This window comes from Amycolatopsis orientalis (assembly GCF_000943515.2).
Taxonomy (GTDB): domain Bacteria; phylum Actinomycetota; class Actinomycetes; order Mycobacteriales; family Pseudonocardiaceae; genus Amycolatopsis; species Amycolatopsis orientalis.
The window spans coordinates 3,286,113-3,307,721 of sequence record NZ_CP016174.1 but is presented as its reverse complement, the minus strand read 5'-3'; the positions used below and the strand labels follow the sequence as shown (position 1 = coordinate 3,307,721).

General features: G+C 70.5%; 18 protein-coding genes. 6 read left to right on the top strand and 12 right to left on the bottom strand.

The annotated features are described in order from the left end of the window. Positions 1-50: 50 nt before the first annotated feature. Entirely contained in the window at positions 51-2,006 is a 1,956-nt protein-coding gene (gene uvrC / locus SD37_RS14860; RefSeq protein WP_081736610.1) for an excinuclease ABC subunit UvrC, read from the bottom strand. A gap of 239 nt (positions 2,007-2,245) precedes the next feature. Between uvrC and SD37_RS14855 the strand changes: the two genes are divergently transcribed. Next, positions 2,246-2,983 (top strand): S1 family peptidase, encoded by a 738-nt coding sequence (locus SD37_RS14855; protein WP_044850378.1) that lies wholly within the window; start codon positions 2,246-2,248, stop codon positions 2,981-2,983. A 94-nt stretch (positions 2,984-3,077) separates the two neighbouring features. Next, positions 3,078-3,857 (top strand): exodeoxyribonuclease III, encoded by a 780-nt coding sequence (locus SD37_RS14850; RefSeq protein WP_044850379.1) that lies wholly within the window; start codon positions 3,078-3,080, stop codon positions 3,855-3,857. A gap of 533 nt (positions 3,858-4,390) precedes the next feature. On the opposite strand, the gene SD37_RS14845 is transcribed toward SD37_RS14850, so the two are convergent. The 5 genes from SD37_RS14845 to rpe all read right to left on the bottom strand — a co-directional run bounded on the left by SD37_RS14845 (position 4,391) and on the right by rpe (position 8,087). Further along, on the bottom strand, positions 4,391-4,834 hold the full coding sequence (locus tag SD37_RS14845; RefSeq protein ID WP_044850536.1) for a PH domain-containing protein: 444 nt from the start codon (positions 4,832-4,834) through the stop codon (positions 4,391-4,393). Between the two features lie 17 nt (positions 4,835-4,851). Further along, a complete protein-coding gene (gene ribH / locus SD37_RS14840) occupies positions 4,852-5,358 on the bottom strand; it encodes a 6,7-dimethyl-8-ribityllumazine synthase (RefSeq protein ID WP_034311710.1) in 507 nt (168 codons plus the stop codon). Further along, on the bottom strand, positions 5,355-6,629 hold the full coding sequence (locus tag SD37_RS14835; protein WP_174567908.1) for a bifunctional 3,4-dihydroxy-2-butanone-4-phosphate synthase/GTP cyclohydrolase II: 1,275 nt from the start codon (positions 6,627-6,629) through the stop codon (positions 5,355-5,357). The genes ribH and SD37_RS14835 overlap by 4 nt, the downstream gene beginning before the upstream one ends. 53 nt (positions 6,630-6,682) lie before the next feature. Further along, positions 6,683-7,306, bottom strand: coding sequence for a riboflavin synthase (locus SD37_RS14830; protein ID WP_037320883.1), 624 nt, complete (start codon positions 7,304-7,306; stop codon positions 6,683-6,685). Positions 7,307-7,418: 112 nt separating this feature from the next. Further along, positions 7,419-8,087 (bottom strand): ribulose-phosphate 3-epimerase, encoded by a 669-nt coding sequence (gene rpe, locus SD37_RS14825; RefSeq protein WP_037320880.1) that lies wholly within the window; start codon positions 8,085-8,087, stop codon positions 7,419-7,421. Between the two features lie 146 nt (positions 8,088-8,233). Between rpe and SD37_RS14820 the strand changes: the two genes are divergently transcribed. The 3 genes from SD37_RS14820 to SD37_RS14810 all read left to right on the top strand — a co-directional run bounded on the left by SD37_RS14820 (position 8,234) and on the right by SD37_RS14810 (position 11,341). Beyond that, a complete protein-coding gene (locus SD37_RS14820; RefSeq protein WP_044850381.1) occupies positions 8,234-9,469 on the top strand; it encodes a sensor histidine kinase in 1,236 nt (411 codons plus the stop codon). Further along, positions 9,466-10,125 carry a response regulator transcription factor gene (locus SD37_RS14815; protein WP_037320875.1) on the top strand — a complete coding sequence of 220 codons (660 nt, stop codon included), beginning with the start codon at positions 9,466-9,468 and terminating at the stop codon, positions 10,123-10,125. The genes SD37_RS14820 and SD37_RS14815 overlap by 4 nt, the downstream gene beginning before the upstream one ends. A 91-nt stretch (positions 10,126-10,216) precedes the next feature. Beyond that, complete coding sequence (locus tag SD37_RS14810) at positions 10,217-11,341, top strand: serine hydrolase domain-containing protein (RefSeq protein ID WP_044850382.1); 1,125 nt, start codon at positions 10,217-10,219, stop codon at positions 11,339-11,341. Here the strand turns inward: SD37_RS14810 and SD37_RS14805 are convergent. From SD37_RS14805 to ggt, 4 genes are all read right to left on the bottom strand, one after another. Next, complete coding sequence (locus tag SD37_RS14805) at positions 11,338-11,844, bottom strand: flavoprotein (protein ID WP_044850383.1); 507 nt, start codon at positions 11,842-11,844, stop codon at positions 11,338-11,340. The two genes, SD37_RS14810 and SD37_RS14805, sit on opposite strands and share 4 nt — an antisense overlap. Then, positions 11,841-13,280, bottom strand: a complete 1,440-nt coding sequence (locus tag SD37_RS14800) for an RsmB/NOP family class I SAM-dependent RNA methyltransferase (protein WP_083254967.1) — start codon at positions 13,278-13,280, stop codon at positions 11,841-11,843. Before SD37_RS14800 ends, SD37_RS14805 begins: the two co-directional genes overlap by 4 nt. Further along, positions 13,277-14,203 (bottom strand): methionyl-tRNA formyltransferase, encoded by a 927-nt coding sequence (gene fmt, locus SD37_RS14795; RefSeq protein WP_044850384.1) that lies wholly within the window; start codon positions 14,201-14,203, stop codon positions 13,277-13,279. Before fmt ends, SD37_RS14800 begins: the two co-directional genes overlap by 4 nt. A gap of 218 nt (positions 14,204-14,421) precedes the next feature. Next, positions 14,422-16,233, bottom strand: coding sequence for a gamma-glutamyltransferase (gene ggt / locus SD37_RS14790; RefSeq protein ID WP_044850385.1), 1,812 nt, complete (start codon positions 16,231-16,233; stop codon positions 14,422-14,424). Positions 16,234-16,331: 98 nt separating this feature from the next. On the opposite strand from ggt, the gene SD37_RS14785 reads away from it, so the two are divergent. Further along, entirely contained in the window at positions 16,332-17,738 is a 1,407-nt protein-coding gene (locus SD37_RS14785) for a pyroglutamyl-peptidase I (RefSeq protein WP_044850386.1), read from the top strand. Positions 17,739-17,822: 84 nt separating this feature from the next. Here SD37_RS14785 and SD37_RS14780 read toward each other — a convergent pair whose 3' ends face one another. Together SD37_RS14780 and metK are read right to left on the bottom strand one after the other, a co-directional pair. Then, positions 17,823-19,916 (bottom strand): primosomal protein N', encoded by a 2,094-nt coding sequence (locus SD37_RS14780; RefSeq protein ID WP_044850387.1) that lies wholly within the window; start codon positions 19,914-19,916, stop codon positions 17,823-17,825. 442 nt (positions 19,917-20,358) lie between these two features. After that, complete coding sequence (gene metK / locus SD37_RS14775; protein WP_037321159.1) at positions 20,359-21,561, bottom strand: methionine adenosyltransferase; 1,203 nt, start codon at positions 21,559-21,561, stop codon at positions 20,359-20,361. Between the last annotated feature and the right edge of the window lie 48 nt (positions 21,562-21,609).

The window sequence follows — 21,609 nt, the reverse complement described above, 5'->3', positions numbered from 1 at the left end:
GCCGGAACCGCGGCCTTCTTCTTGCGCACTCACGATGGTCCTTTCCCCGATCACGTCGTACCGGACTCCCCCGTCGTCACGGGCTCCCCTGCGAGCGCCGCGACGACCGCTTCCGCGGTGCGCCTGCCGAAGCCGGGCACCGCCTCGATCTCCTCGATCCTTGCTTCGCGGAGTTTCTTCACCGAGCCGAAATGCTTGATCAGCGCGGTACGACGAGCCTGCCCCAGCCCCGGCACACCGTCCAATGCGGACACCTGCATCCGCTTGGACCGCTTCTCCCGGTGGTACCGGATGGCGAAGCGGTGTGCCTCGTCGCGCAGCCGCTGCAGCAGGTACAGCGCGTCGGAGGTACGCGGCAGGATCACCGGATCGGGGTCGCCGGGCAGCCACACCTCTTCCAGCCGCTTCGCCAGGCCGATCACGGCGATGTCGGTGACGCCCAGCTCGGAAAGGACGTCCGCGGCCGCGGTGGCCTGCGGCCCCGCGCCGTCGACGACGAGCAGGTTCGGCGCGTAGGCGAACTTGCGCGGTTTGCCGGTCTCCGGATCGATGCCCGGCCGGTCCGGATCGACGGCGCCCTCGGCGTTCTCCTTGAGGTAGCGGTAAAAGCGGCGGCGGACGACCTCGGCGATCGACGCGACGTCGCCTTCCTCCGCGGCCTCGCGCAGGGCGAACCGCCGGTACTCGGACTTGCGCGGGATGCCGTCCTCGAACACCACGAGCGACGCGACCACGTCACTGCCCTGGATATGGCTGATGTCGACGCATTCGATGCGCAGCGGCGCCGTCTCCAGCGCCAGGTAGTCCTGCAGTTCCGCGAGCGCGGCCGACCGCGCGGTGAGGTCGCCGGCCCTGCGCAGTTTGTGCTGGGTGAACGCCTCGCCCGCGTTGCGGGTCACCGTCTCCGCCAGCGCGCGTTTGTCGCCGCGCTGCGGCACCCGCAGGCTCACCCGTGAACCGCGCAGCCCGGAAAGCCATTCGCCGAGCGCTTCGGCGTCGGCGGGGAGTTCGGGGACGAGCACCTCGCGCGGCACCGGCGGGCCGCCGTCGGGATCGTCGGCGCGTTCGGCCTGTTCGCCGTAGAACTGCGTGAGGAAGTGGTCGACGAGGTCCTTGACGTCCATCTCCTCGGCCTTGTCGATCACCCAGCCGCGCTGGCCGCGGACGCGGCCGCCGCGCACGTGGAAGACCTGGACCGCGGCCTCGAGTTCGTCGTGGGCGAAGGCGACGACGTCGGCGTCCGTGCCGTCGCCGAGCACCACGGCCTGCTTCTCCATCGCCCGCCGCAGCGCGCCGAGGTCGTCACGCAGCCGGGCCGCGCGCTCGAACTCCAGCTCTTCGGACGCGGCCGCCATTTCCTGTTCCAGGCGGCGGATCATCGCGTCGGTGCGGCCGGCAAGAAAATCACAGAAGTCGCTGACAATCTCCCGGTGCTCGTCGGCGGACACCTTCCCGACGCACGGAGCGGAGCATTTGCCGATGTAGCCGAGCAGACAGGGCCTGCCGATCTGGCCGTGCCGTTTGAAGACCCCGGCCGAGCAGGTGCGCGCCGGGAAGACGCGGAGCAGCAGATCGAGGGTCTCGCGGATCGCCCAAGCGTGCGCGTACGGCCCGAAGTACCGGACGCCCTTCTTGCGCGCGCCGCGGTAGACGTGCAGGCGCGGGAACTCCTCGTTCATCGTGACGGCGAGGACCGGGTAGCTCTTGTCGTCGCGGTAGCGGACGTTGAACCGCGGGTCGAACTCCTTGATCCAGTTGTACTCCAGCTGGAGCGCCTCGACCTCGGTGCTCACCACGGTCCACTCGACGCTCGCCGCCGTCGTCACCATCTGGCGCGTGCGCGGGTGCAGGCCGGTGATGTCGGCGAAGTAGGAGTTCAGCCGGCTGCGGAGGCTTTTCGCCTTGCCGACATAGATGACCCTCTTCGTGGCGTCACGGAATTTGTACACGCCAGGGGCGTCCGGGATGCTCCCCGGCGAGGGACGGTAGGTGGTCGGGTCAGCCACACCGCCAAGCCTATGGGGCCCCACCGACAGTCTTACGAGCCCCCAGGGTCTAACGCTCATTCGGGTGGCACGTACCACGATGCGGTCGGCATTTCACTACGTATACCGACCTAAGTCGGATATTCGACCGGACCAGACGTTCGTTGGTTCCTTGCGGGTGAATCGGGTGATTACTTTCCGTCCCAGAGCCACTTCACTCGGTTCTTCGTCCTCATGACGCTCGAAAGGACTCCTGCACCGTGAGCCGTCTTCGCACACTGGGCGCCGCCACCCTCGCCGCCGCAGCCCTCACCATGACCGCCGGCGCGGTCGCCTCCGCGGGCACCCCGACCGGGGTCCAGCCCAACATCGTGGGCGGCGGCACCGCCCCCACCGTGAGCTGGGGCGCCCAGGTCTACGTCAACACCCCGGGCCGTCAGTGGGACGGCTTCAACTGCTCCGGCAGCGTCATCGCCCAGCGCTGGGTGCTGACCGCCAAGCACTGCCTCGACTCCGACGGCACCGGCATGCGGGTCCGCGTCGGCAGCAACCAGCTGCAGGGCGGCCGTGTGATCGCCGTCGACCGCAAGGTGTCCTCGCCCGCGGGCTCCGACATCTCGCTGCTGCACCTGGCCTCCGACGCCGGTGTCACGCCGATCGCCCTGGCCAGCTCGAACCCGTCGGTCGGCAGCACCAACCAGCTCTACGGCTGGGGCCGTGAGACCCCGACCGGCCCGCCCGCCTCGGCGCTGAAGGTGGCCAACGTCCGCGTCACCGGCAGCTCGTCCGACGCCTACGGCGGCCCGGCCATCCAGAGCGTCGGCATCGACGGTTCGGCCTGGAAGGGCGACTCGGGCGGCCCCCAGGTCTCCAACGGCGTCCAGGTCGGCGTCGCTTCGACCGTGCAGAACCAGAGCGGCTCGAACGTCCGCGGCACCAACAACTACGGCAGCGTCGCTTCGGCGCGCTCGTGGATCCGCTCGACCACCGGGGTCTGACCTCTACCCCGGCCGGCCCCTGTCGCGACGTGACCCGTCGCGACAGGGGCCCTTTCGCATCGTCGTGTCGGTGCTGTGTGGGACGCTCGCGGGCATGCGGATCGCGACCTGGAACGTGAACTCGATCGGGCCCCGGCTGCCGAGGGTCCTTGACTGGCTGGGCTCGGTGCAACCGGATGTGCTGTGCCTGCAGGAACTCAAATCCGGCACCGACGCGTTCCCGGTCGACGCCGTGCGGGAACTGGGCTACGAGACGGCCGCGTACGGCATCGGGCGCTGGAACGGCGTGGCCATCCTGTCCCGCGTCGGGCTGGAGGATGTCACGCGCGGGCTGACCGGCGAGCCCACCTTCGAGGACAAGACCGACGCGCGGGCCATCGGCGCCACCTGCGGCGGGCTGCGCCTGTGGTCGGTGTACGTGCCGAACGGGCGGGAGCTGGAAAACCCGCACTACGAGTACAAACTGGCCTGGCTCTCGGCGCTGGAGGCGACCGTGCGCGAGGAGCAGGCGCGCGGGCTGCCGTTCGCCGTGCTCGGCGACTTCAACATCGCGCCGACCGACGCGGACGTCTGGGACATCGGCGTGTTCGCCGGCTCGACACACGTGACCGAGCCGGAACGGAAGGCACTCGCGGCGCTGCGGGACCTCGGCCTGTCCGACGTGTTCCCGCGGCCGCTGAAGTACGACCACCCGTTCACCTACTGGGACTACCGGGCCGGGAACTTCCCGAACAACAAGGGAATGCGGATCGACCTCGTGTACGCCGACGCCACGGTGGCGGCCGCGGTGACCGATTCCTATGTGGACCGTGAGGCGCGGAAGGGGAAGGGTCCGTCGGACCACGCGCCGATCGTGGTGGATCTGGAGCTTTGAGGGGCTTCGTCGGTGCAAGGCGCCTCATGAGGGGTCCCCATAGGACGAAATTTGTCCTATGGGGACCCCTCATGACACTTGAGTGAGCGCTGAAGCAACGTCCACGTGGCCGCCCCTTCATTGCGCCTGGGTCACCCTGGTGTGGCCTGGGTCTGGAGGTGGCTGTCGGTCGGGTGGTCGTGAGTGGCGATTCGGGCCATTGGGGTAAGGCAAAGTTGTCGTGACCGACACCCTCAACTGCGCGTTCTCCCGAAGCCGCTCCTGCCGATCATGTCTCCAATGTGGCATTGGAGACGCTGAGCGCCCCCAATGCCACATTGGAGACATCCGGCGCCCTTGCCCGTCCGCAGTACCCGGGAAGGTGTGAAGGTCGCGTTTCCTCGGCTGAGCCGCGTGAAGGGGGCCTTCACGCGCTCGGCATCCCCGCCGTAGGTACCGAAATCCTCTTGGCACCTTGCCCCCGATGCCATGAAAGGTCCTTTCCTTGCAAATTTTGCAAGGAAAGGACCTTTCATGGCACTTGAAGGAGCGCGTCAGCCGTTCCAGGCCGCCTTGTGCAGCCGCCGCAGCGCCCGCACCGCGGTCACCGCCCGTTCCCGGTCGACGGCCTGCACGGCCATGACCGAGTAGTACTCGTCGTCCGGCAGCTCCAGCCGCGCCCACGAAGCACCGTCCGGGAAACTCACCGAAAGCACCTCGCTCCACGCGAACCGCTTGGTGATCAGTACGTTCCGGACCTCGATGCCGTCGGCGTCGGCCTTCACGCGCGCGGTCGCGAACAGCATCGTCCCGGCCGCGAGCAGGATGCCGATGCCGATCATCGCCGCCTGGTCGGACGGCTGGAAGATCACGCCGGTGTCCGAGCCGCGCAGCAGCACCGCGACGACCACGAACGTCGCCAGCAGGATCACCGCCAGCACCGAGCACATCACCAGGGCACGGCGGGGCCGCACCACCACGACCTCGGACTCTGTCATCACATCCGCCTCGACGCTCACACGAAGCCCCGCTCGGTCCACGGCTGGCGCAGGTTGCGCAGCGCGTGCGCGGCGTCCAGTGCGGCGACGGTCGCTTCGTAGCCCTTGTCTTCGACGGAGCCCGGCAGGCCGGAGCGGTCGAGGGCCTGCTGTTCGGTGTCGCAGGTGAGCACGCCGTTGCCGACCGGGGTGCTCTCGTCGAGCGCCACCCTGGTCAGGCCCGCGGTGACCGCGTCGCAGACGTACTCGAAATGCGGTGTCCCGCCCCGGATGACCACTCCCAGCGCGACGACAGCGTCATGCGTACGGGCCAGTGCCTGCGCGGCGACGGGGAGTTCGACGGCGCCCGCGACGCGGACCACGGTCGGCTCTTCCTCCAGGTCGGCGGCCTTGGCCGCCTCCAGCGCGCGCTCCAGCAGGGCACTCGTGATCTTCGTGTGCCAGCGTGTGGCCACGATCCCGAGGCGGATGTTCTTACAGTCGGACAGGTCGAGTTCGACGTCCGGACGGCCCTCGCCGCTCACCGCGTGCCACCTCCGTTGCCCTGGTCGACCTCGGCGCCGACCTGGTCGAAATGCTCCAGCTGGGACAGGTCGTGCCCCATCCGGTCCCGCTTGGTCTTGAGGTAGCGCAGGTTCTCCGGGTTCGGCGAGATCGGCAGCGACACCCGGCCGCTGACCCGCAGGCCGTAGCCCTCCAGCCCGACGCGCTTGGCCGGGTTGTTCGTCAGCAGCCGCATCGAGCTGACGCCCAGATCGCACAGGATCTGCGCGCCGGTGCCGTAGTCCCGCGCGTCGGCGGGGACGCCGAGCTGCAGGTTCGCGTCGACGGTGTCCGCGCCGGCGTCCTGGAGCTGGTAGGCCTGCAGCTTGTGCAACAGCCCGATCCCCCGGCCCTCGTGGCCGCGGATGTAGAGCACGACGCCGCGGCCTTCCTTGGCCACCGCCTCCAGGGCCGCCTCCAGCTGCGGGCCGCAGTCGCAGCGCAGCGAGCCGAAGACGTCGCCGGTGAGGCATTCGGAGTGCACGCGGACCAGGATGTCCTCGCCGTCGCCGATCTCGCCGTAGACGAAGGCGATGTGCTCGATGCCGTCGAGCAGGCTGTCGTAGCCGACCGCGCGGAAGGTGCCCGCCGCCAGCGGGATACGCGCCTCGGCGACCCGTTCGACCTGCTTCTCCGTCCGGCGCCGGTAGGCGATCAGATCGGCGATGGTGATCACCTTCAGGTCGTGGTCCGCGGCGAAGACCTCGAGCTCGTCGCGGCGGGCCATGTCGCCTTCGTCCTTTTGCGACACGATCTCGCAGAGCACGCCGGACGGCGAGAGACCGGCGAGCCGGGCCAGGTCGACGGCGGCTTCGGTGTGCCCTGGCCGCCGCAGGACGCCGCCCTGCTTGGCGCGCAGCGGGACCACGTGGCCGGGACGCCGGAAGTCCGACGCCTTGGACGCCGGGTCGGCGAGCAGCCGGATGGTGTGCGACCGGTCGGCCGCGGAGATGCCGGTGGTGATGCCCTCGGCGGCGTCGACCGTGACGGTGTACGCGGTGCCGCGCTGGTCCTGGTTCGTGTGGTACATCGGGGGCAGATCGAGCCTGTCCGCCTCGGCCTCGGTCAGCGCCACGCAGACGTAACCCGAGGTGTAGCGCACCATGAAGGCCATCAGTTCGGGCGTGGCCTTCTCCGCCGCGAAGATCAGGTCACCCTCGTTCTCGCGGTCCTCGTCGTCCACCACGACGACCGGACGGCCCGCCTTGATATCGGCGATCGCCGCCTCGATGGCTTCGGCGTTCACAGCCACCCCGCCTCCACAGGGGGTCAGATCCGCCGACCCCGGAATCGCACTCGTCTCGGTCACGCCCGCTCCTCCGCGCCACCATTGTCCCCCTGCGTGCGCAGGTGCGGCATGGCCAGCTTCTCGACGTACTTGGCGACCACGTCGACCTCGAGGTTGACCAGGTCACCCGGCTGATTACGGCCGAGGGTGGTCAGTTCGAGCGTGGTCGGGATCAGGGCGACGGAGAACTCCTCGTCGGTCACCGAAGCGACCGTGAGGGAGACGCCGTCGACCGCGATCGACCCCTTTTCGACCACGTACCGTGACAGTTTCCCCGGGAGGGCGAACGTGGTGAGCCCTTGCTCGTCCCGCTTGAGGTAGACGCCGGTGCCGTCCACGTGGCCCTGCATGATGTGCCCGCCGAGCCTGCCGCCGGCCGGCGTCGCGCGTTCCAGGTTCACGACGTCGCCGACGTTCACCTTCGCGAGGCTGGAGCGCTGCAGGGTTTCGTGCACGACGTCGACGGTAAACTCACCGCCCGCCACCGCGACCACGGTGAGGCACACGCCACTCACCGCGATGGAGTCGCCGTGCCCGGCGTCGCTGGTCACCAGCGGCCCTCGCACGGTCAGCCGCGCGGCGTTCGGTACCTGCTCGACCGCGGTGACCTCGCCGAGTTCCTCGACAATGCCGGTGAACACTCCTGCTGCCCTCCTCCTGGTCGCACCGTCGCTGGAAACGATGCTCCCTTCATCCAACACCCACCGGTGCCGATTCCTTCTCCTGACCCGAGCACGGGTCTGGAGCCGGGAATCAGCCGCGGACGCGGGCGGCCTGCTCGCGCAGCGCCGCGACCGCCTTACCAGGGTCTTCGGCGCCGTAGACGGCGGAACCGGCGACGAAACAGTCCACCCCGGCCTCGGCGGCCTGCTCGATCGTGTCGGCGTTGATCCCGCCGTCGATCTCGACGACGAGCTTGAGGTGACCGGTGTCGACCAGGCGCCGCGCGGTGCGCACCTTCTCCAGGACGTCGGCGATGAACGACTGGCCGCCGAAGCCCGGCTCGACCGACATCACCAGCAGCGTGTCGTAGTGCTTGAGGGTCTCGAGGTGATCCTCGAGCGGGGTGTTCGGCTTGATCGACAGCCCGGCCTTCGCCCCGGCGGCGCGGAGGTTCTTCGCCAGCGCGACGGGGTCGTGCGCCGCCTCGACGTGCACGGTGACGTTGTAGGCGCCCGCCTCGGCGTACCCGATGGCCCATTTGTCGGGGTTCTCGATCATCAGGTGGCAGTCGATCGGCACGTCGGTGGCCTTGAGCAGCGACTTCACCACGGGCAGGCCGAGGGTCAGGTTCGGCACGAAGTGCGCGTCCATGACGTCGACGTGGACCCAGTCCGCGCGAGTGTCCCCCTCACCCGCGACGGCGCGGATCTCTTCGCCGAGCCGGGCGAAGTCCGCGGAGAGGATGCTGGGTGCGATCAAAGGTCGGTGAGCCACGCGCCCGAGTGTAGGAGGCCGCCGCTAACGGCCGCTAACCGGCTGTGACCGGCGTCGGTGGCCTTGAGGATGACATGAAATGGCCCCGGAGTGGGAGGTGCGCGCACCCGCCGCCGAATAGCGTTCCGGTCATGGTCAACCCTTTCAAGCCCCTGGTGCGGATCGGCGGTTACCGCAGTGTGCCGTTCAGCCTCCTCGGGATGGCGATGACGGCGCTGCCGTTCCCGTTCGCGCTCATCCCCGCCGTCCTCATCCCGGGCGACGTGACACTGAAACTGGTCTACGGGATCCTCGCGATGGGCCTGCTGGTCGCGCTCGCCGGACTTCCCGGTCCGATGCGGAAGGTCGGCGTGTGGTTCGCCAACCAGATGCTGGGCACCCGGATCGCGCAGCCTCCGCCGCACGCGAAGGTCGCCTGGGCGGAGCGACGGCGTTCGGCGGCCTGGCTCGTCGTGCACACCGGGCTCAGCTGGGTGCTGTTCGGCATCGGCGGCTTCCTGACGATCGGCTTCGTGTTCGCCCTGGTCTGGGTGGGAGGCGGCGGCAGCCCCATCGAGTTCTTCGGTGAGCGGGTGACGGTCGAACCCGGGACCGCCGGGCTGTGGACACTGCCGATCGCGCTGCTGACGCTGCTCGCGATCGCGTATGTCCTCGTCGGCTTCACCAAGCTCTTCCAGTACGGCGCGGTCGCGCTGCTGGGGCCGTCGGCCGCCGAACGCGTCGCCGCCGCCGAGGTCCGCGCGAACCATTTCGCCCAGCGCAACCGCCTTGCCCGCGAACTGCACGACTCCATCGGGCACACGCTGACGACGTCGACCATCCAGGCCGCCGCGGCCGCCGAGCTGGTCGATTCCGAACCGCAGCTGGTGCGGCGGGCGCTGGGCACCATCGAGGAGTCGTCGAGGATGGCGCTGGAGGACCTCGACCACGTCCTCGGCCTGCTGCGCGAAGACAACTCGTCCCGCGAGCCCGAACGGCGGCTCGTCGAAGCCGCGACGCTGGCCGAGCGGGCGCGTTCCGGCGGCGCGGTGATCGACTACGAACTGACCGGTCCCGCCGCCGAACTGCCCGCGACACTTTCCCGGGAGGCGTACCGGATCGTCCAAGAAGGACTGACGAACGCGTTGCGGCACGCCCATCCCGGCCCGGTGACCGTCCGCGTCGCGGTGCTCGCCGACGCGCTGCGCATCGAGATCGTGAATCCGCTCAAGGAGACCGTGGCCGCGTCCGGCCGCGGCGGCAACGGGCTGCCCGGTCTCACCGAGCGGGTCGAGGCGCTGCGCGGCGAGCTCGTCGCGGGTCCGGCCTTCGACGGTGAGCCGCTGTGGCGGCTGGTGACCACCATCCCGCTACGGTCACGCTCATGACATTGCGGGTCCTGATCGTCGACGACGAACCCCTGCTGCGGGCCGGTCTCCGTTCGCTGCTGGACAACCAGCCCGACCTGACCGTCGTCGGCGAGGCGGGCGACGGCGGCGAGGTGGTGGACCTGGTGCGGCGGACGCGTCCTGACGTGGTCCTGATGGACGTCCGCATGCCCGGCGTGGACGGGATCGAGGCGACCCGGCGGGTGCTCGCCGAAGTGCCCGAACCGCCGAAGATCCTCGTGATCACGACGTTCGACAACGACGACTACGTCTACGACGCGCTGCTCGCCGGGGCGAGCGGGTTCCTGCTGAAACGGGCCCGCAAGGAGGAGTTCGCGCACGCCATCCGGACCATCGCGGCCGGGGAGACCCTGCTGTTCCCCGACGCGATCCGGCGGATGGTCACCGCGCGCCCGGCGGCATCGGGCCTCGCGCCCCGGCCGTCGTCGCTGACGAAACGGGAGACCGAGGTGCTGCGGCTCATCGCCACCGGGATGTCCAATGTGGACATCGCGGCCGAGCTGGTCATCAGTCTCGAAACCGTCAAAACCCATGTGGGCAACATTTTCGGGAAACTGGGTGCGGCCAACCGCAGCCAGGCGGTGGTGTTCGCCTACGAGACCGGCATCGTCTCGCCGGGGCACAGCCTGCGCTGAGGGCGGTGCCGGGAAGGTGGGGCAGGCCCCCGGTGCGGCGCTGGGGGCTGCCCCATGGTCACCCGGCTTCGGCGTCCCTAATTTAGTGACCATGCGAAAATCCTTGCCAGGCAAGAAGATCATCGCCGTCAGCGCACTGGTCGCGCTGCTCGCCGCGACGACCGCCACCCCGGCACTCGCCGTGACCAAGCCGCGGGACGAAGTCGACAACGCGCTGAAAACGCTGGTGCGGGACGGCGTCCCCGGCGCGCAGGCGACCGTGACGAACACCTCCGGGCGGACGTGGTCGGAGCGCGAAGGCGTCGGGAACATCGAGACCGGGACGCCGTTCCCGCACGGCTCGAAGTTCCGGGCGGCCAGTGTCACCAAGACCTTCGTCGCCGTCGTGGTGCTGCAGCTGGTCGCCGAGGGGAAGGTGCGGCTGGACACGCCGATCGAGGAGTACCTGCCCGGTCTCGTGCGCGGGAACGGCAACGACGGCACGAAGATCACCGTGCGGCAGCTGCTCCAGCACACCAGCGGGCTCTACAACTACGTGCGCGACCTCGATATCGACAAGTGGCGGCATCGCGGGGCGGAGCCCGGAGAGCTGGTGGCGATCGGGCTCGCGCATCCGCCGCTGTTCGCGCCCGGTACGAGCTGGTCGTACTCCAACACGAACTACGTCATCGCCGGGATGCTCATCGAGAAGCTCACCGGCCGCTCCGTCGCCGACGAGATCGACGGCAGGATCGTCCGGCCGCTGGGCTTGCGCGACACCGCGCTGCCCCCGCGCGGCGACGAACGCCTGCCGTTCCCGCACGCCAGGGGGTACACGCCGCGAGGAACGGGGCTCGTCGACTTCACCGAATTCGACCCGTCGGCCGCCGGGGCCTCCGGCGGGCTCGTCTCGACCGGGGAAGACCTGAACCGCTTTTTCGGCGCGCTCGTCGACGGCCGGCTCCTGAAGCGGGCGCAGCTGACGGAGATGCAGCGGACCATCCCGGCGCCCGTCGGCATCCCCGGCGCGGAGTACGGGCTCGGCATCGCGTCCGTCCCGCTGTCGTGCGGGGGCAGGTTCTGGGGACACGGCGGGAACATCGTCGGCTTCGCGAACCTGTCGGGCGCCGTCTCGCACGGCAGGCGGGTGAACGTCGTGGTCAACCAGGACCCGTTGCCGGGCAAGGCATCGGACGATCTCGCCAAGGCACTGGACACGGGGTTCTGCGCCCGCTAGACCGCCGGGAGCAGATCCAGCACAGAGGTCCAGGACGCGTCGGGAGTGAGCCTCGTACTGGTGACCCCGGCGGAGGCGAGCGTGTCGAGATGACGTCGCCAGGCCGGGTGGTGCACCCGGGTGTCCTGGATCTGGTAGCCCAGCACGATCGTGACGCCGGGCGTGCCGAGGACGTCACCGAGCAGGGTCAGCGCCTGGTTGTCGGCGATGCCCAGCGCCAGTTTCGCCACGGAGTTCGCGCTCGCGGGGGCGAACAGGAACACCGTGGGATCCGGATGCGGCCGGGGTTCGCCCGGCATCCTGCCGGTACTGCGGACCGGCAGATCGGTGACCTTCTTCAGGTCATCGATCCCGCCGGTCGTCTCCAGCCAGCGGGCCGCGGTCGGGGTGAGCGTGATCGCGAGCTCCCAGCCGCGGTCCGCGGCCGGTCGCGCGAGCTGCGCGGCGAACCGGGTGTCCAGTCCGCCGCACGAGCTCGCGACCAGGCCGAGAACCCTGCTCACCCGGCGGAATCCGGCTTCCGCAGGACGGCGCAGAACATCGCGTCGGTGCCGTGCCGGTGCGGCCACAGCTGCACGTACGGGCCGTCGCCGAGCTGTGGGACGCCGGGGAAGAACTCACGCGCGTCGACGACCTCGACGCCGGCGCGGCGCGCCGTCTCCCCCACGACGCCTTCGGTCTCGGCCAGATGCGGCGAGCAGACGACGTAGGTGACGATGCCGCCGGGCCGGACCAGGTCCAGCGCCGCGGTGATCAGCTGGCCCTGCAGTTTCGTCAGATCCGAGATGTCGCTGGGCTGACGGCGCCAGCGCGACTCGGGACGGCGCCGCAGCGAGCCGAGGCCACTGCACGGCGCGTCGACCAGGACGCGGTCGTAGCCCGGTTCGAGGCCGGTCTCGCGGCCGTCGGCGACGTGGATGGTCACCGGAAGCCCACGGACGGCGTTCTCGATCAGCTTCGCGCGGTGCGGTGCCTTCTCGACGGCGTCGACGGTCGCGCCGCTGATCGACGCGAGCGCGCCCAGCAGCGCGGCCTTGCCGCCCGGTCCGGCGCACAGGTCCAGCCAGCGTTCGTCGGAGCCGGTGAGCGGCACCTTTGTGACGGCGACCGCGCACAGCTGGCTGCCCTCGTCCTGGACCGCGGCCAGCTTCTCCTTGACCGGCTCGACGTCGCCGGGATCGCCGGAGCCCGCGGGCATCCGGACGCCGTAGGGCGAGTACGGGGCGACGTCGCCGCCGGTGATGGCGGCCAGCTCGTCGGCGCTGATCTCACCGGGGCGGGCGACCAGGTGCACGTCGGGCCGTTCGTCGTCGGCCTCCAGGGCCGCCTTCAGCTCGGCTCCCTTGTCCCCCAGCGCTTCCGCGAAGGACCGCGCGACCCAGCGCGGGTGCGCCGTCCGCAGCGCGTACGCGCCGATCGGGTCGACCGCCTCGTCCGGCGCGAGTTCGTCGAGCCAGGTCTGTTCGTCCTTTTCGGACACTGAACGCAGCACGGCGTTGACGAAACCCGCGATCCAGGAACCGACTTCGGCGCGGACGAGGTCCACAGTGGACCCGACGGCGGCGTGCTCGGGGATACGGGTGCGCAGCAGCTGGTACGCGCCGAGCCGCAGCCCGTCCAGCACCAGCGCGTCCACCTTGTCCAGTGACCGGTCCACCAGGCAGGCCCCGATGACGGCGTCCAGCATGCCGATCGCCCGGGAGGTCCCGTAGGTCAGTTCGGTGGCCAGCGCCGCGTCCCGGCCGGTGATCCGGCGGTTGCGCAGCAGCTCCGGCAGCACCAAGTTCGCGTACGCGTCCTTTTCCCGTACCGCGCGCAAGACGTCGAACGCGACCTGCCGGGCCGGATCGACCTGCGGCGGGCGGCTGGGCCCCTCTTTACGCGGGCCGGGACGGCCACGCTCCGGCCTCGACGGCCGGCGTTCCCTACGCTCGTTCACTGCAGGCGCTCTCCTTGTTCGATCCTCGTACCGCGCGCCCAGTCGGTGGCCGCCATCCGCTTCTTGCCCTGCGCCTGCACTTCGCCCAGCCGCACCGGTTTCGACGCCGTGCCGACCAGGACCCGCTTGCGTTCCACGACCAGCTCGCCCGGCGGGGGCCCCGGCTCGTCGACGACCGTCACCGGGCCGAGCTTCAGCCGCTCGCCCCGGAACTCCGCCCACGCGCCCGGTTCCGGGCTGACCGCGCGGATCTGCCTGTCGACCGCGGTGGCCGGGTCGGCGAACGACACCCGCGCGTCCTCGACGGTCACCTTGGGCGCGTAGCTCACGCCGTCGCCGGTCTGCTCGACCGCGCGCAGCGTCCCGTCGGCGATACCGTCCATCGTGGACACGAGCAGCTTCGCCCCGGACTCCGCCAGCCTGCCGAGCAGCTGCCCGGCGGTGTCGGTCACCGCGATCTGCTCGGTGATCACGCCGAAGACCGGGCCCGCGTCGAGTTCCTTGACGATCCGGAACGTCGAGGCGCCGGTGATCTCGTCCCCGGCGCGGATCGCGGCCTGGACCGGCGCGGCGCCGCGCCACGCGGGCAGCAGCGAGAAGTGCAGGTTGACCCAGCCGTGCTTCGGGATGTCCAGCGCGGCCTGGGGCAGCAACGCCCCGTACGCGACGACGGGGCACGCGTCGGGGGCGATCTCCGCGAGCCGGGCGAGGAACGCGGGGTCACTCGCCTTCGGCGGGGTCAGCACCTCGATCCCGTGCTCGTCGGCAAGCGCGCCGATCGGGGACCGGACGACCCGGCGGCCTCGGCCGGCCTGCGCGTCCGGACGGGTCACGACGGCGACGACCTCATGCCGTTCGGACGCGAGGAGCGCGCGCAACGAGGGGACGGCGGGTTCGGGGGTGCCGGCGAAGACGAGGCGCATCAACGCACCTCCACCGGGGGGACGGGTACCTCTGACTGGACGAACATCGCCGCTCAGTCTAGAAGGGCCCCGCTCCCCCGGCGCGCTCGCTCTCCGCATCGGCCCGGCCTGGTGCTTCGACCCTCGGTTTCGAGAGAGCCGACCTGTCCGCCTCGTGAGTGGTAATGACGGTTCTAACCGTCATTACCACTCACGAGGCCGCAGTCGGTCCAGCGGGCCTAGCGAGGCGGCCAGGGCAGCACGACGGCCGCCGAGCCGCCACCCCGCCGGGTCGGTTCGGCGGCGGCGAGCCACCGGCCGTCCCGCAGCCGTTCGACACCGGTCGCGGCGCCTATCTCCGCGGGCGCCGTCGAGAACCCCTGTCCCTTGGCCTTCAGTGCCGCGAGCACCTCGGTCTGGTCGAGGAACGCCTGCTCGACCTGCGCGGCCGCCGAGTTCCGTTGCGAAGCGCGCGGTTCGGCGATCGCGTCGACCAGTCCGAGGCCGCGGTCGAGACGACCGGTGAGGATCTGCAGCACCGTGGTGATGATCGACGCGCCACCGGGCGAACCGACGGCGAGCAGCGGCTTGCCGTGGTCGAGCACGATGGTCGGCGCCATCGACGAACGCGGCCGTTTGGCCGGGCCGGGCAGGTTCGGGTCGGGCACGCCCGGCGTCACCGGGGTGAAGGAGAAGTCGGTCAGTTCGTTGTTGAGCAGGAACCCCCGGCCCGGGACGACGATGCCGCTGCCGCCCTCCTGCTCGATGGTCAGCGTGTAGGCGACCACGTTGCCCCACTTGTCGGCGACCGTGAGGTGCGTGGTGTTCTCGCCCTCGTACGGCGTCGGCGCGGAGTTCGTCCCCGCCGCGCACGGCACCGGGTTCCGCGGGTCGGCGGGCGCGACCGGGCTCACGCCGGCTTTCGCCGGGTCGATCAGGCACGCGCGGCTGTCGGCGAACTTCTGGCTGATCAGTTCCTTCGCCGGGACGTCGACGAACGCCGGGTCGCCGATCCACCGGTTGCGGTCGGCGAAGGCGAGCCTGGTCGACTCCAGGAAGTAGTGCAGGTAGTCGGCCTTCTCCAGCTTGGAGAGCTTCGTGTTCTCCAGGATGTTCAGCGCCTCGCCCACGGTCAGCCCACCGGACGACGGCGCGGGCATGCCGTAGACGTCGAGGCCCCGGTACCGGGTCTTGGTCGGCTTCCGCTCCACGACGCGGTACTTCGCGAGGTCCGCCGCGGTCAGGTCACCGGGACGAACCTTCAGCGTCGACGCGGGGTCGACCGGCGGCTTCCTCACCGTGTTGACGACGTCCGTGCCGATCGGCCCGCGGTAGAGGACGTCGGTGCCCTTCGCGGCGAGTTGCGCGTACGTGCCCGCGAGGTCCGGGTTCTTGAACGTAGTGCCGACCGCGGGCGGCGCGCCGCCGGGCAGGTACAGCGACCGGGTCGAGGGGAACGCCGAGAAGCGGGCAGCGTTGTTGGAGATCTGGGTGGTGAAGGTCTGGTCGACGGTGAAGCCGTTGCGCGCGAGGTCCTCGGCGGGCTTGATCGCCTTCGCCAGCGACTTGGTCCCCCATTTGCGCAGGGCTTCCTGCCAGGTGGCGGGCGTGCCCGGCACACCGACGCCGAGTCCGCTGGTGACGGCTTCGGCGAACGGGATCGCCTTGCCGTTCTCGACGAAGAGGTTCTCGTTCGCGCTCGACGGCGCGGTCTCGCGGCCGTCGAGGGTGTGCACCTTGCCGGTACGCGCGTCGTAGTAGACGAAGAAGCCGCCACCGCCGAACCCGGCGGAGAACGGATCGGTGACGCCGAGCGCGGCGGCGGTCGCGACGGCCGCGTCGACGGCGTTGCCGCCCTCGCGCAGGATCTTCGTGCCGATCGCGGTCGCGTCCGCGTCGATACTCGACACGGCGCCCAGATAGCCGACGGCGACCGGGGACTTCGGCGTCGGTGGAGCGGCCGAAGCGGTCCCCGGTACGGCGGCGCCGACCAGAGCGGCGATGGCGGTGACTGCGGTGATGCGTCCCAAAGTGCTTCTGTGCGCGGCCATGGCGCGAGTCTGCCCCGCCTGTCCACCCCGGACAAGACCCGTCCACACCTGCGTTCGTCGGTAGTGCGGCCCCGCCGGGATGAGAAGAATGCGGTGCCATGAAGACTCCCGGCAGGCGCTGGAGCGCGCTCCTCCCGCTGCTCACCGCCCTTCCCGTGCTCGCGGTCCCCGGTGTCGCGCAAGCCGAGCCCGCCCGTGACTGTTTCGACGGCTCGGCCGCGATCACCGTCGAGGAGAACCGCCTCACCGCGACGCTTCCGTCGGGCGGTCCCGCCGTCGGCCCGGAACTCGTCCGGCTCGCGGGATTCGACAAGCTCGTCTCCGACTTCACGACGCGTCTCTGCGCCACGAAGACCGCTTCGCGCGCCGAGAAGCTCGCCGAGACCGCCGGTGACGGGCTCTGGCGGACCGCGGTCGACCGCGCGCAGGGCCGCCGTCCCGACCTCGGCGGCATCGACAAGGCCGACGACCGCCCGCTGTACTGGGCGCGCTTGCAGATGAGCAAGGCGCTCCGGCAGTGGACGCCGCGCTTCCCGCTGACGGCGCCCGCCCGGGCGCACCTGCTGAAGACCTTCGACTTCGGCGCCCGCGGCCTCGACGACGCCCGTTTCCCGCTCGGCCCGTCGCTGCGCCGCGTGCTGGTGAGCGGATTCGACCCGTTCACGCTCAACGGCGCGGGCGTCCGTATCGCGAACCCGTCCGGCGCGGCCGCGCTGCACCTCGACGGCAAGGTGATCCAGACCCCGACCGGGCCGGCGCTGGTGCAGGCCGTGTCGTTCCCGGTGGTCTGGAGTTACTTCGACGCGGGCATCGTCGAGGCGGCCTACGGCGAGGCGTTGAAGAACCGCTTCCGCCGCCCGGAACTGATCATGACGATCAGCCAGGGCCGTCCCGGCCGGTTCGACATCGAGCGGTGGGCCGGCGCGTGGCGCGGTGGTTTCCCGGACAACCTCGACGCGTCGGTCGTCGGCCAGGTCCCGCCCGCGAGCGGCTGGCCGCAGCCCGCCGTCCAGTTCATCGAAACCACGCTGCCGTACGAAAAGATGCTCGCCGCGCCCGCCGGGGCGTATCAGGTGCTGTACAACCAGGCGTTCTGTGTGTGGCCGGACAGCACGAAGCCGGGGACCGGGACCGCGGTCTGCCGGACCGACGCGCCGAAACCCGGTGAGATCGCGGCGTCCGGAGGCGGCGGTAACTACCTCTCCAACGAATCGATGTACCGCAGCAACCGGCTCCGGATCGGGCTCGGCCTCGACGGTGTCGCGGGCGGGCACCTGCACACGCCGGTGCTCGGCACGCCCGCCGACCCGGCGGCCCTGACCGACGCCGATTTCGAGGCGCGGCGGGCGGCGATCTCCTCGCAGATCGTCACGCTGCTCACCGCCGCGCTGGGCGGCACCGCGCCTACGTCCGCTCCGCTCGCTACGCCCACTCCCGGCACTTCGTCCGCTCCGGGCGCTTCGCCCCGCGCCGACGTCCTCGCGGTCCCCGGCACGACCCTCTGACGCCCTGCGTTTCGTCCTCTGGATGCGGTCCTTGCACACGCAAGCACCGCATTCAGAGGACGAAACGCGGCAGGGGGCGGGGCGCTAGATGAGTTCCAGGGGGTCGAGCTGGATCCGGATGGGCTCTGAAGCCTTCCGCGCGTCCCGGCGGGCCGCGGCCGCGTGGACGGCTGCCGCGAGCGCCTTCCCCTGCGGACGGGCGACACGCACCAGGGCGCGCTCGCGTTCGGCGTTGCCGTCCTCGTCGACCTCCCCGAGCGGCACCGGGCCCAGCACCTCGCCGGTCTCCGGCAGGGCGAGATCGTCGAGCAGCCCGGCGACCACGTCCGGGGTGCCCTCGATACTCGCCATCCGCATCGCGGGCGGGAAGCCGAGTTCCCGCCGTTCGGCCAGCTCCTGGCTCGCGTGCCAGCCCGGATCCCACCGCACCAGGGCCTGGACGACCGAGAGGCCCGCTTCCGCGCCGACGAACACGCGTCCGCCCTCGGTCCCCGGCCGCACCAGTGCCGCGGCCGCCATCCAGCGGCGCAGGGTCTCCTCCCCGGCGCGCAGGTCCTGCCGCCCCAGCAGCGCCCAGCCGTCCAGCAGCAGGGCGGCGCCGTAACCGCCTTCCGCGATCGGCTCGGCTCCGGGCGTGCACACCACCAGCGCCGGTTTCCCCGGCACCGAAGCCAGAACCTCCGACGCGCCCGAGGTCCGCACCGGGAATCCGGAGAACGCGCGGCCCAGCTCCTCCGCGGTCCGTTTGGAGCCGACGACGACCGCCCGCAGCCGCACGGAACCGCAAGCCGCGCAATGGAAGTTCGTCTCGGGAACACCGCACCACCGGCAGGCGGGCGGCCTCGGCGCGCCGTCGATCAGGCCGCCGGGCAAGGAAAGCGGCCCCGCGCAGCGACGGCAGTGCGCCGACGTCCGGCAGTTGCCGCACGCCAGCCCGGGCACGTACCCGCGACGCGGAACCTGGACCAGGACCGGGAACCCTCCGGCCAGCGACTGCCGCGCCGCCTCGAAAGCGACCGAAGGAAGCCGTGCCGCCTTCGCCGCTTCGTCCCGCGCGACGTCGAAGTCCTCGCCGACGGGCGTGACGCGCGGCGCGGCGGCCCGCAGTTCGGGCCGGGCGGCGACGAGGGGTTGCGCCCAGCCCGACTCGACCAGGAACTGCGCCTCGGCGGTCCGCGCGAAACCGGCGACGAGCATCGACCCCTTCGCGGCGTGAGCGCGATCCATCAGCACGTCGCGGACGTGGGGATACGGCGCGTGCTGGTCGAGGTGGACGTCGTCGCCGTCGTCCCACACCACGAACAGGCCGGGATCGGCGACCGGCGCGAACATCGCCGCGCGCGTGCCGACGACGACGCGCACGGCGCCGCGCAGCACCGCGAGCCAGCGGCGGTAGCGCTCGGCCGGGCCCAGCCCGGCGATCAACGCGACCACCGCGCCCTCACCCAGCAAGGAGACGCACGCGTCGTGCAGACGCGTGAGATCACGGTGGTCGGGGACGACCATCACGACGCCACGTCCGGCGGCCGCGGCCACCGCGGCGGCTTCGGCGAGGCGGCGCGGCCAGTCCTCACCCGGCAGGGCCTGCCAGACGGCGTTGGCCGGACGCCGTTCCGCGACGGCTTCGAGGAAGGCGGGACCGCTTTGGTACTTCTCCCAGGCGGTGGTTTCGGGCGGCTCCGGCGTCGGCGCCGGTTCGGCCGGCGGTTCAGCCTCGACCTTCGCGTGCCGGGACGGGATCGCCAGCCGCAGGACGTCACTGAGCGTGCCGCCGTACCGGTCCGCGACCGACCGGCAGAGCGCGTGCAGCGCCGGGGGCAGCACCGGCTCACTGGACGTCACCCTGTCGATATACGCGAGCTTCCCGCCGAACTCCGTGGTTTCGGCACGTTCGACGAGATACCCGTCGACGAGCTGGCCCGCGAACCGGACACGCACCCGGCAGCCGGGGACGGCGGTCTCGTGCAGCTTCTCCGGGATCCGGTAGTCGAAGGTGCGGTCGAGATGCGTGAGCGGGATGTCCACGACGATGCGCGCGACCGGGTTCTCGGGCGCGGGATTCTGCGCTCCCCGGCGGCTGGCGGTCTTGGCGCGTGACGGTTTGGCCTTCCGCGCCGGCTCGGCCTTCGGAGGCTCCGGAAGGTCCCACAGCGGGGTCGGTTCGGAACTGCTGCTCACCCGGTGATCTCTACCAGACTCGCTCACCACGGGCCGTCACCGGCGTGAGATGAAAGGTCCTTTCCTGGCAAAATTTGCCAGGAAAGGACCTTTCATCTCACGTGGCGAAGGGCGCTTTCGCCGCATGCGATGCGGGGAAAGGGCCCTTCAGCCCCGAGCCACGACCAGGATGAGAAGGCTCAGTACAGGACGTCGCAAGTAGTCGACTAATTGCGAAGTCATGCCTGGTCGTGAGTGGTAAGTGCCGCTCTAACGACACTTAACACTCACGACCCCCACACCTCTGAACCTCAGGATGAGAAGGCTCAGTGCACTACTTCGTCCTTGGTCCGGTCCGAGGTGACGGGGGCGGTGCTGGGCGAGTCTCACCGCGAAGTGACGTGAAGGCCCCCTTCCCTCGGCTGAGCCGAGGGAAGGGGGCCTTCACGCGCTACTGGAGAGATCAGGCGCCCGCGGCCGACTTCAGGTCCGCCGCCCGCGCCGTGCTCTCCCACGGGAGGTTCAGCTCGGGACGGCCGAAGTGGCCGTACGCGGCCGTCGGCGCGTAGATCGGGCGAAGCAGGTCGAGGTCGCGGATGATCGCGGCCGGACGCAGGTCGAAGACCTCCGTGATGGCGGCCTGGATCTTCGACGGGTCGACCGTCTCGGTGCCGAAGGTCTCGACGAAGAGGCCCACCGGGGCCGCCTTGCCGATCGCGTAGGCGACCTGGACCTCGGCGCGCGAGGCGAGACCGGCGGCGATGACGTTCTTCGCCACCCAGCGCATCGCGTACGCGGCCGAGCGGTCGACCTTGGACGGGTCCTTGCCGGAGAACGCGCCACCACCGTGGCGGGCCATGCCGCCGTAGGTGTCGACGATGATCTTGCGGCCGGTCAGGCCCGCGTCACCCATCGGGCCGCCGATGACGAAGCGGCCGGTCGGGTTGACCAGCAGCCGCACGTTGGAGGTGTCGAGACCCAGCTCGGCGATCTCCGGGGCGACCACCTGCTCGCGGACGTCGACGCCGAGCATCTGCTCCAGGTCGATGCCGTCGGCGTGCTGGGTGGACACGACCACGGTGTCGAGCCGCACCGGCTGGTCGCCCGCGTACTCGATGGTGACCTGGGTCTTGCCGTCCGGCCGCAGGTACGGCAGCACGCCGTCCTTGCGGACCCGGGTCAGCCGCTGCGAGAGCCGGTGCGCCAGCGCGATCGGCAGCGGCATCAGCTCGGGGGTGTCCGAGCAGGCGTAGCCGAACATCAGGCCCTGGTCGCCGGCACCCTGGCGGTTGATCTCGTCCTCGTCGGACTCGACGCGGGACTCGTAAGCGGTGTCGACACCTTGCGCGATGTCGGGCGACTGGGAGCCGATCGCGACGTTGACGCCGCAGGAGTTGCCGTCGAAGCCCTTGGCCGAAGAGTCGTAACCGATCTTCAGGATCACATCGCGGACGATGGTCGGGATGTCCGCGTAGGCCTCGGTGGTCACTTCACCCGCGACGTGGACCTGGCCGGTCGTGATGAGCGTTTCGACCGCCACCCGGCTCCGGGGGTCCTTGGCCAGCAGGCCGTCCAGGATGGAGTCGCTGATGGCGTCGCAAATCTTGTCGGGATGACCCTCAGTCACCGATTCCGATGTGAACAGTCTGCTGGTGGACGCGGTCACGGTGGCCGTCACTTCCTCACCTAGACGTCTGATGCCCAGAAAGTTAGG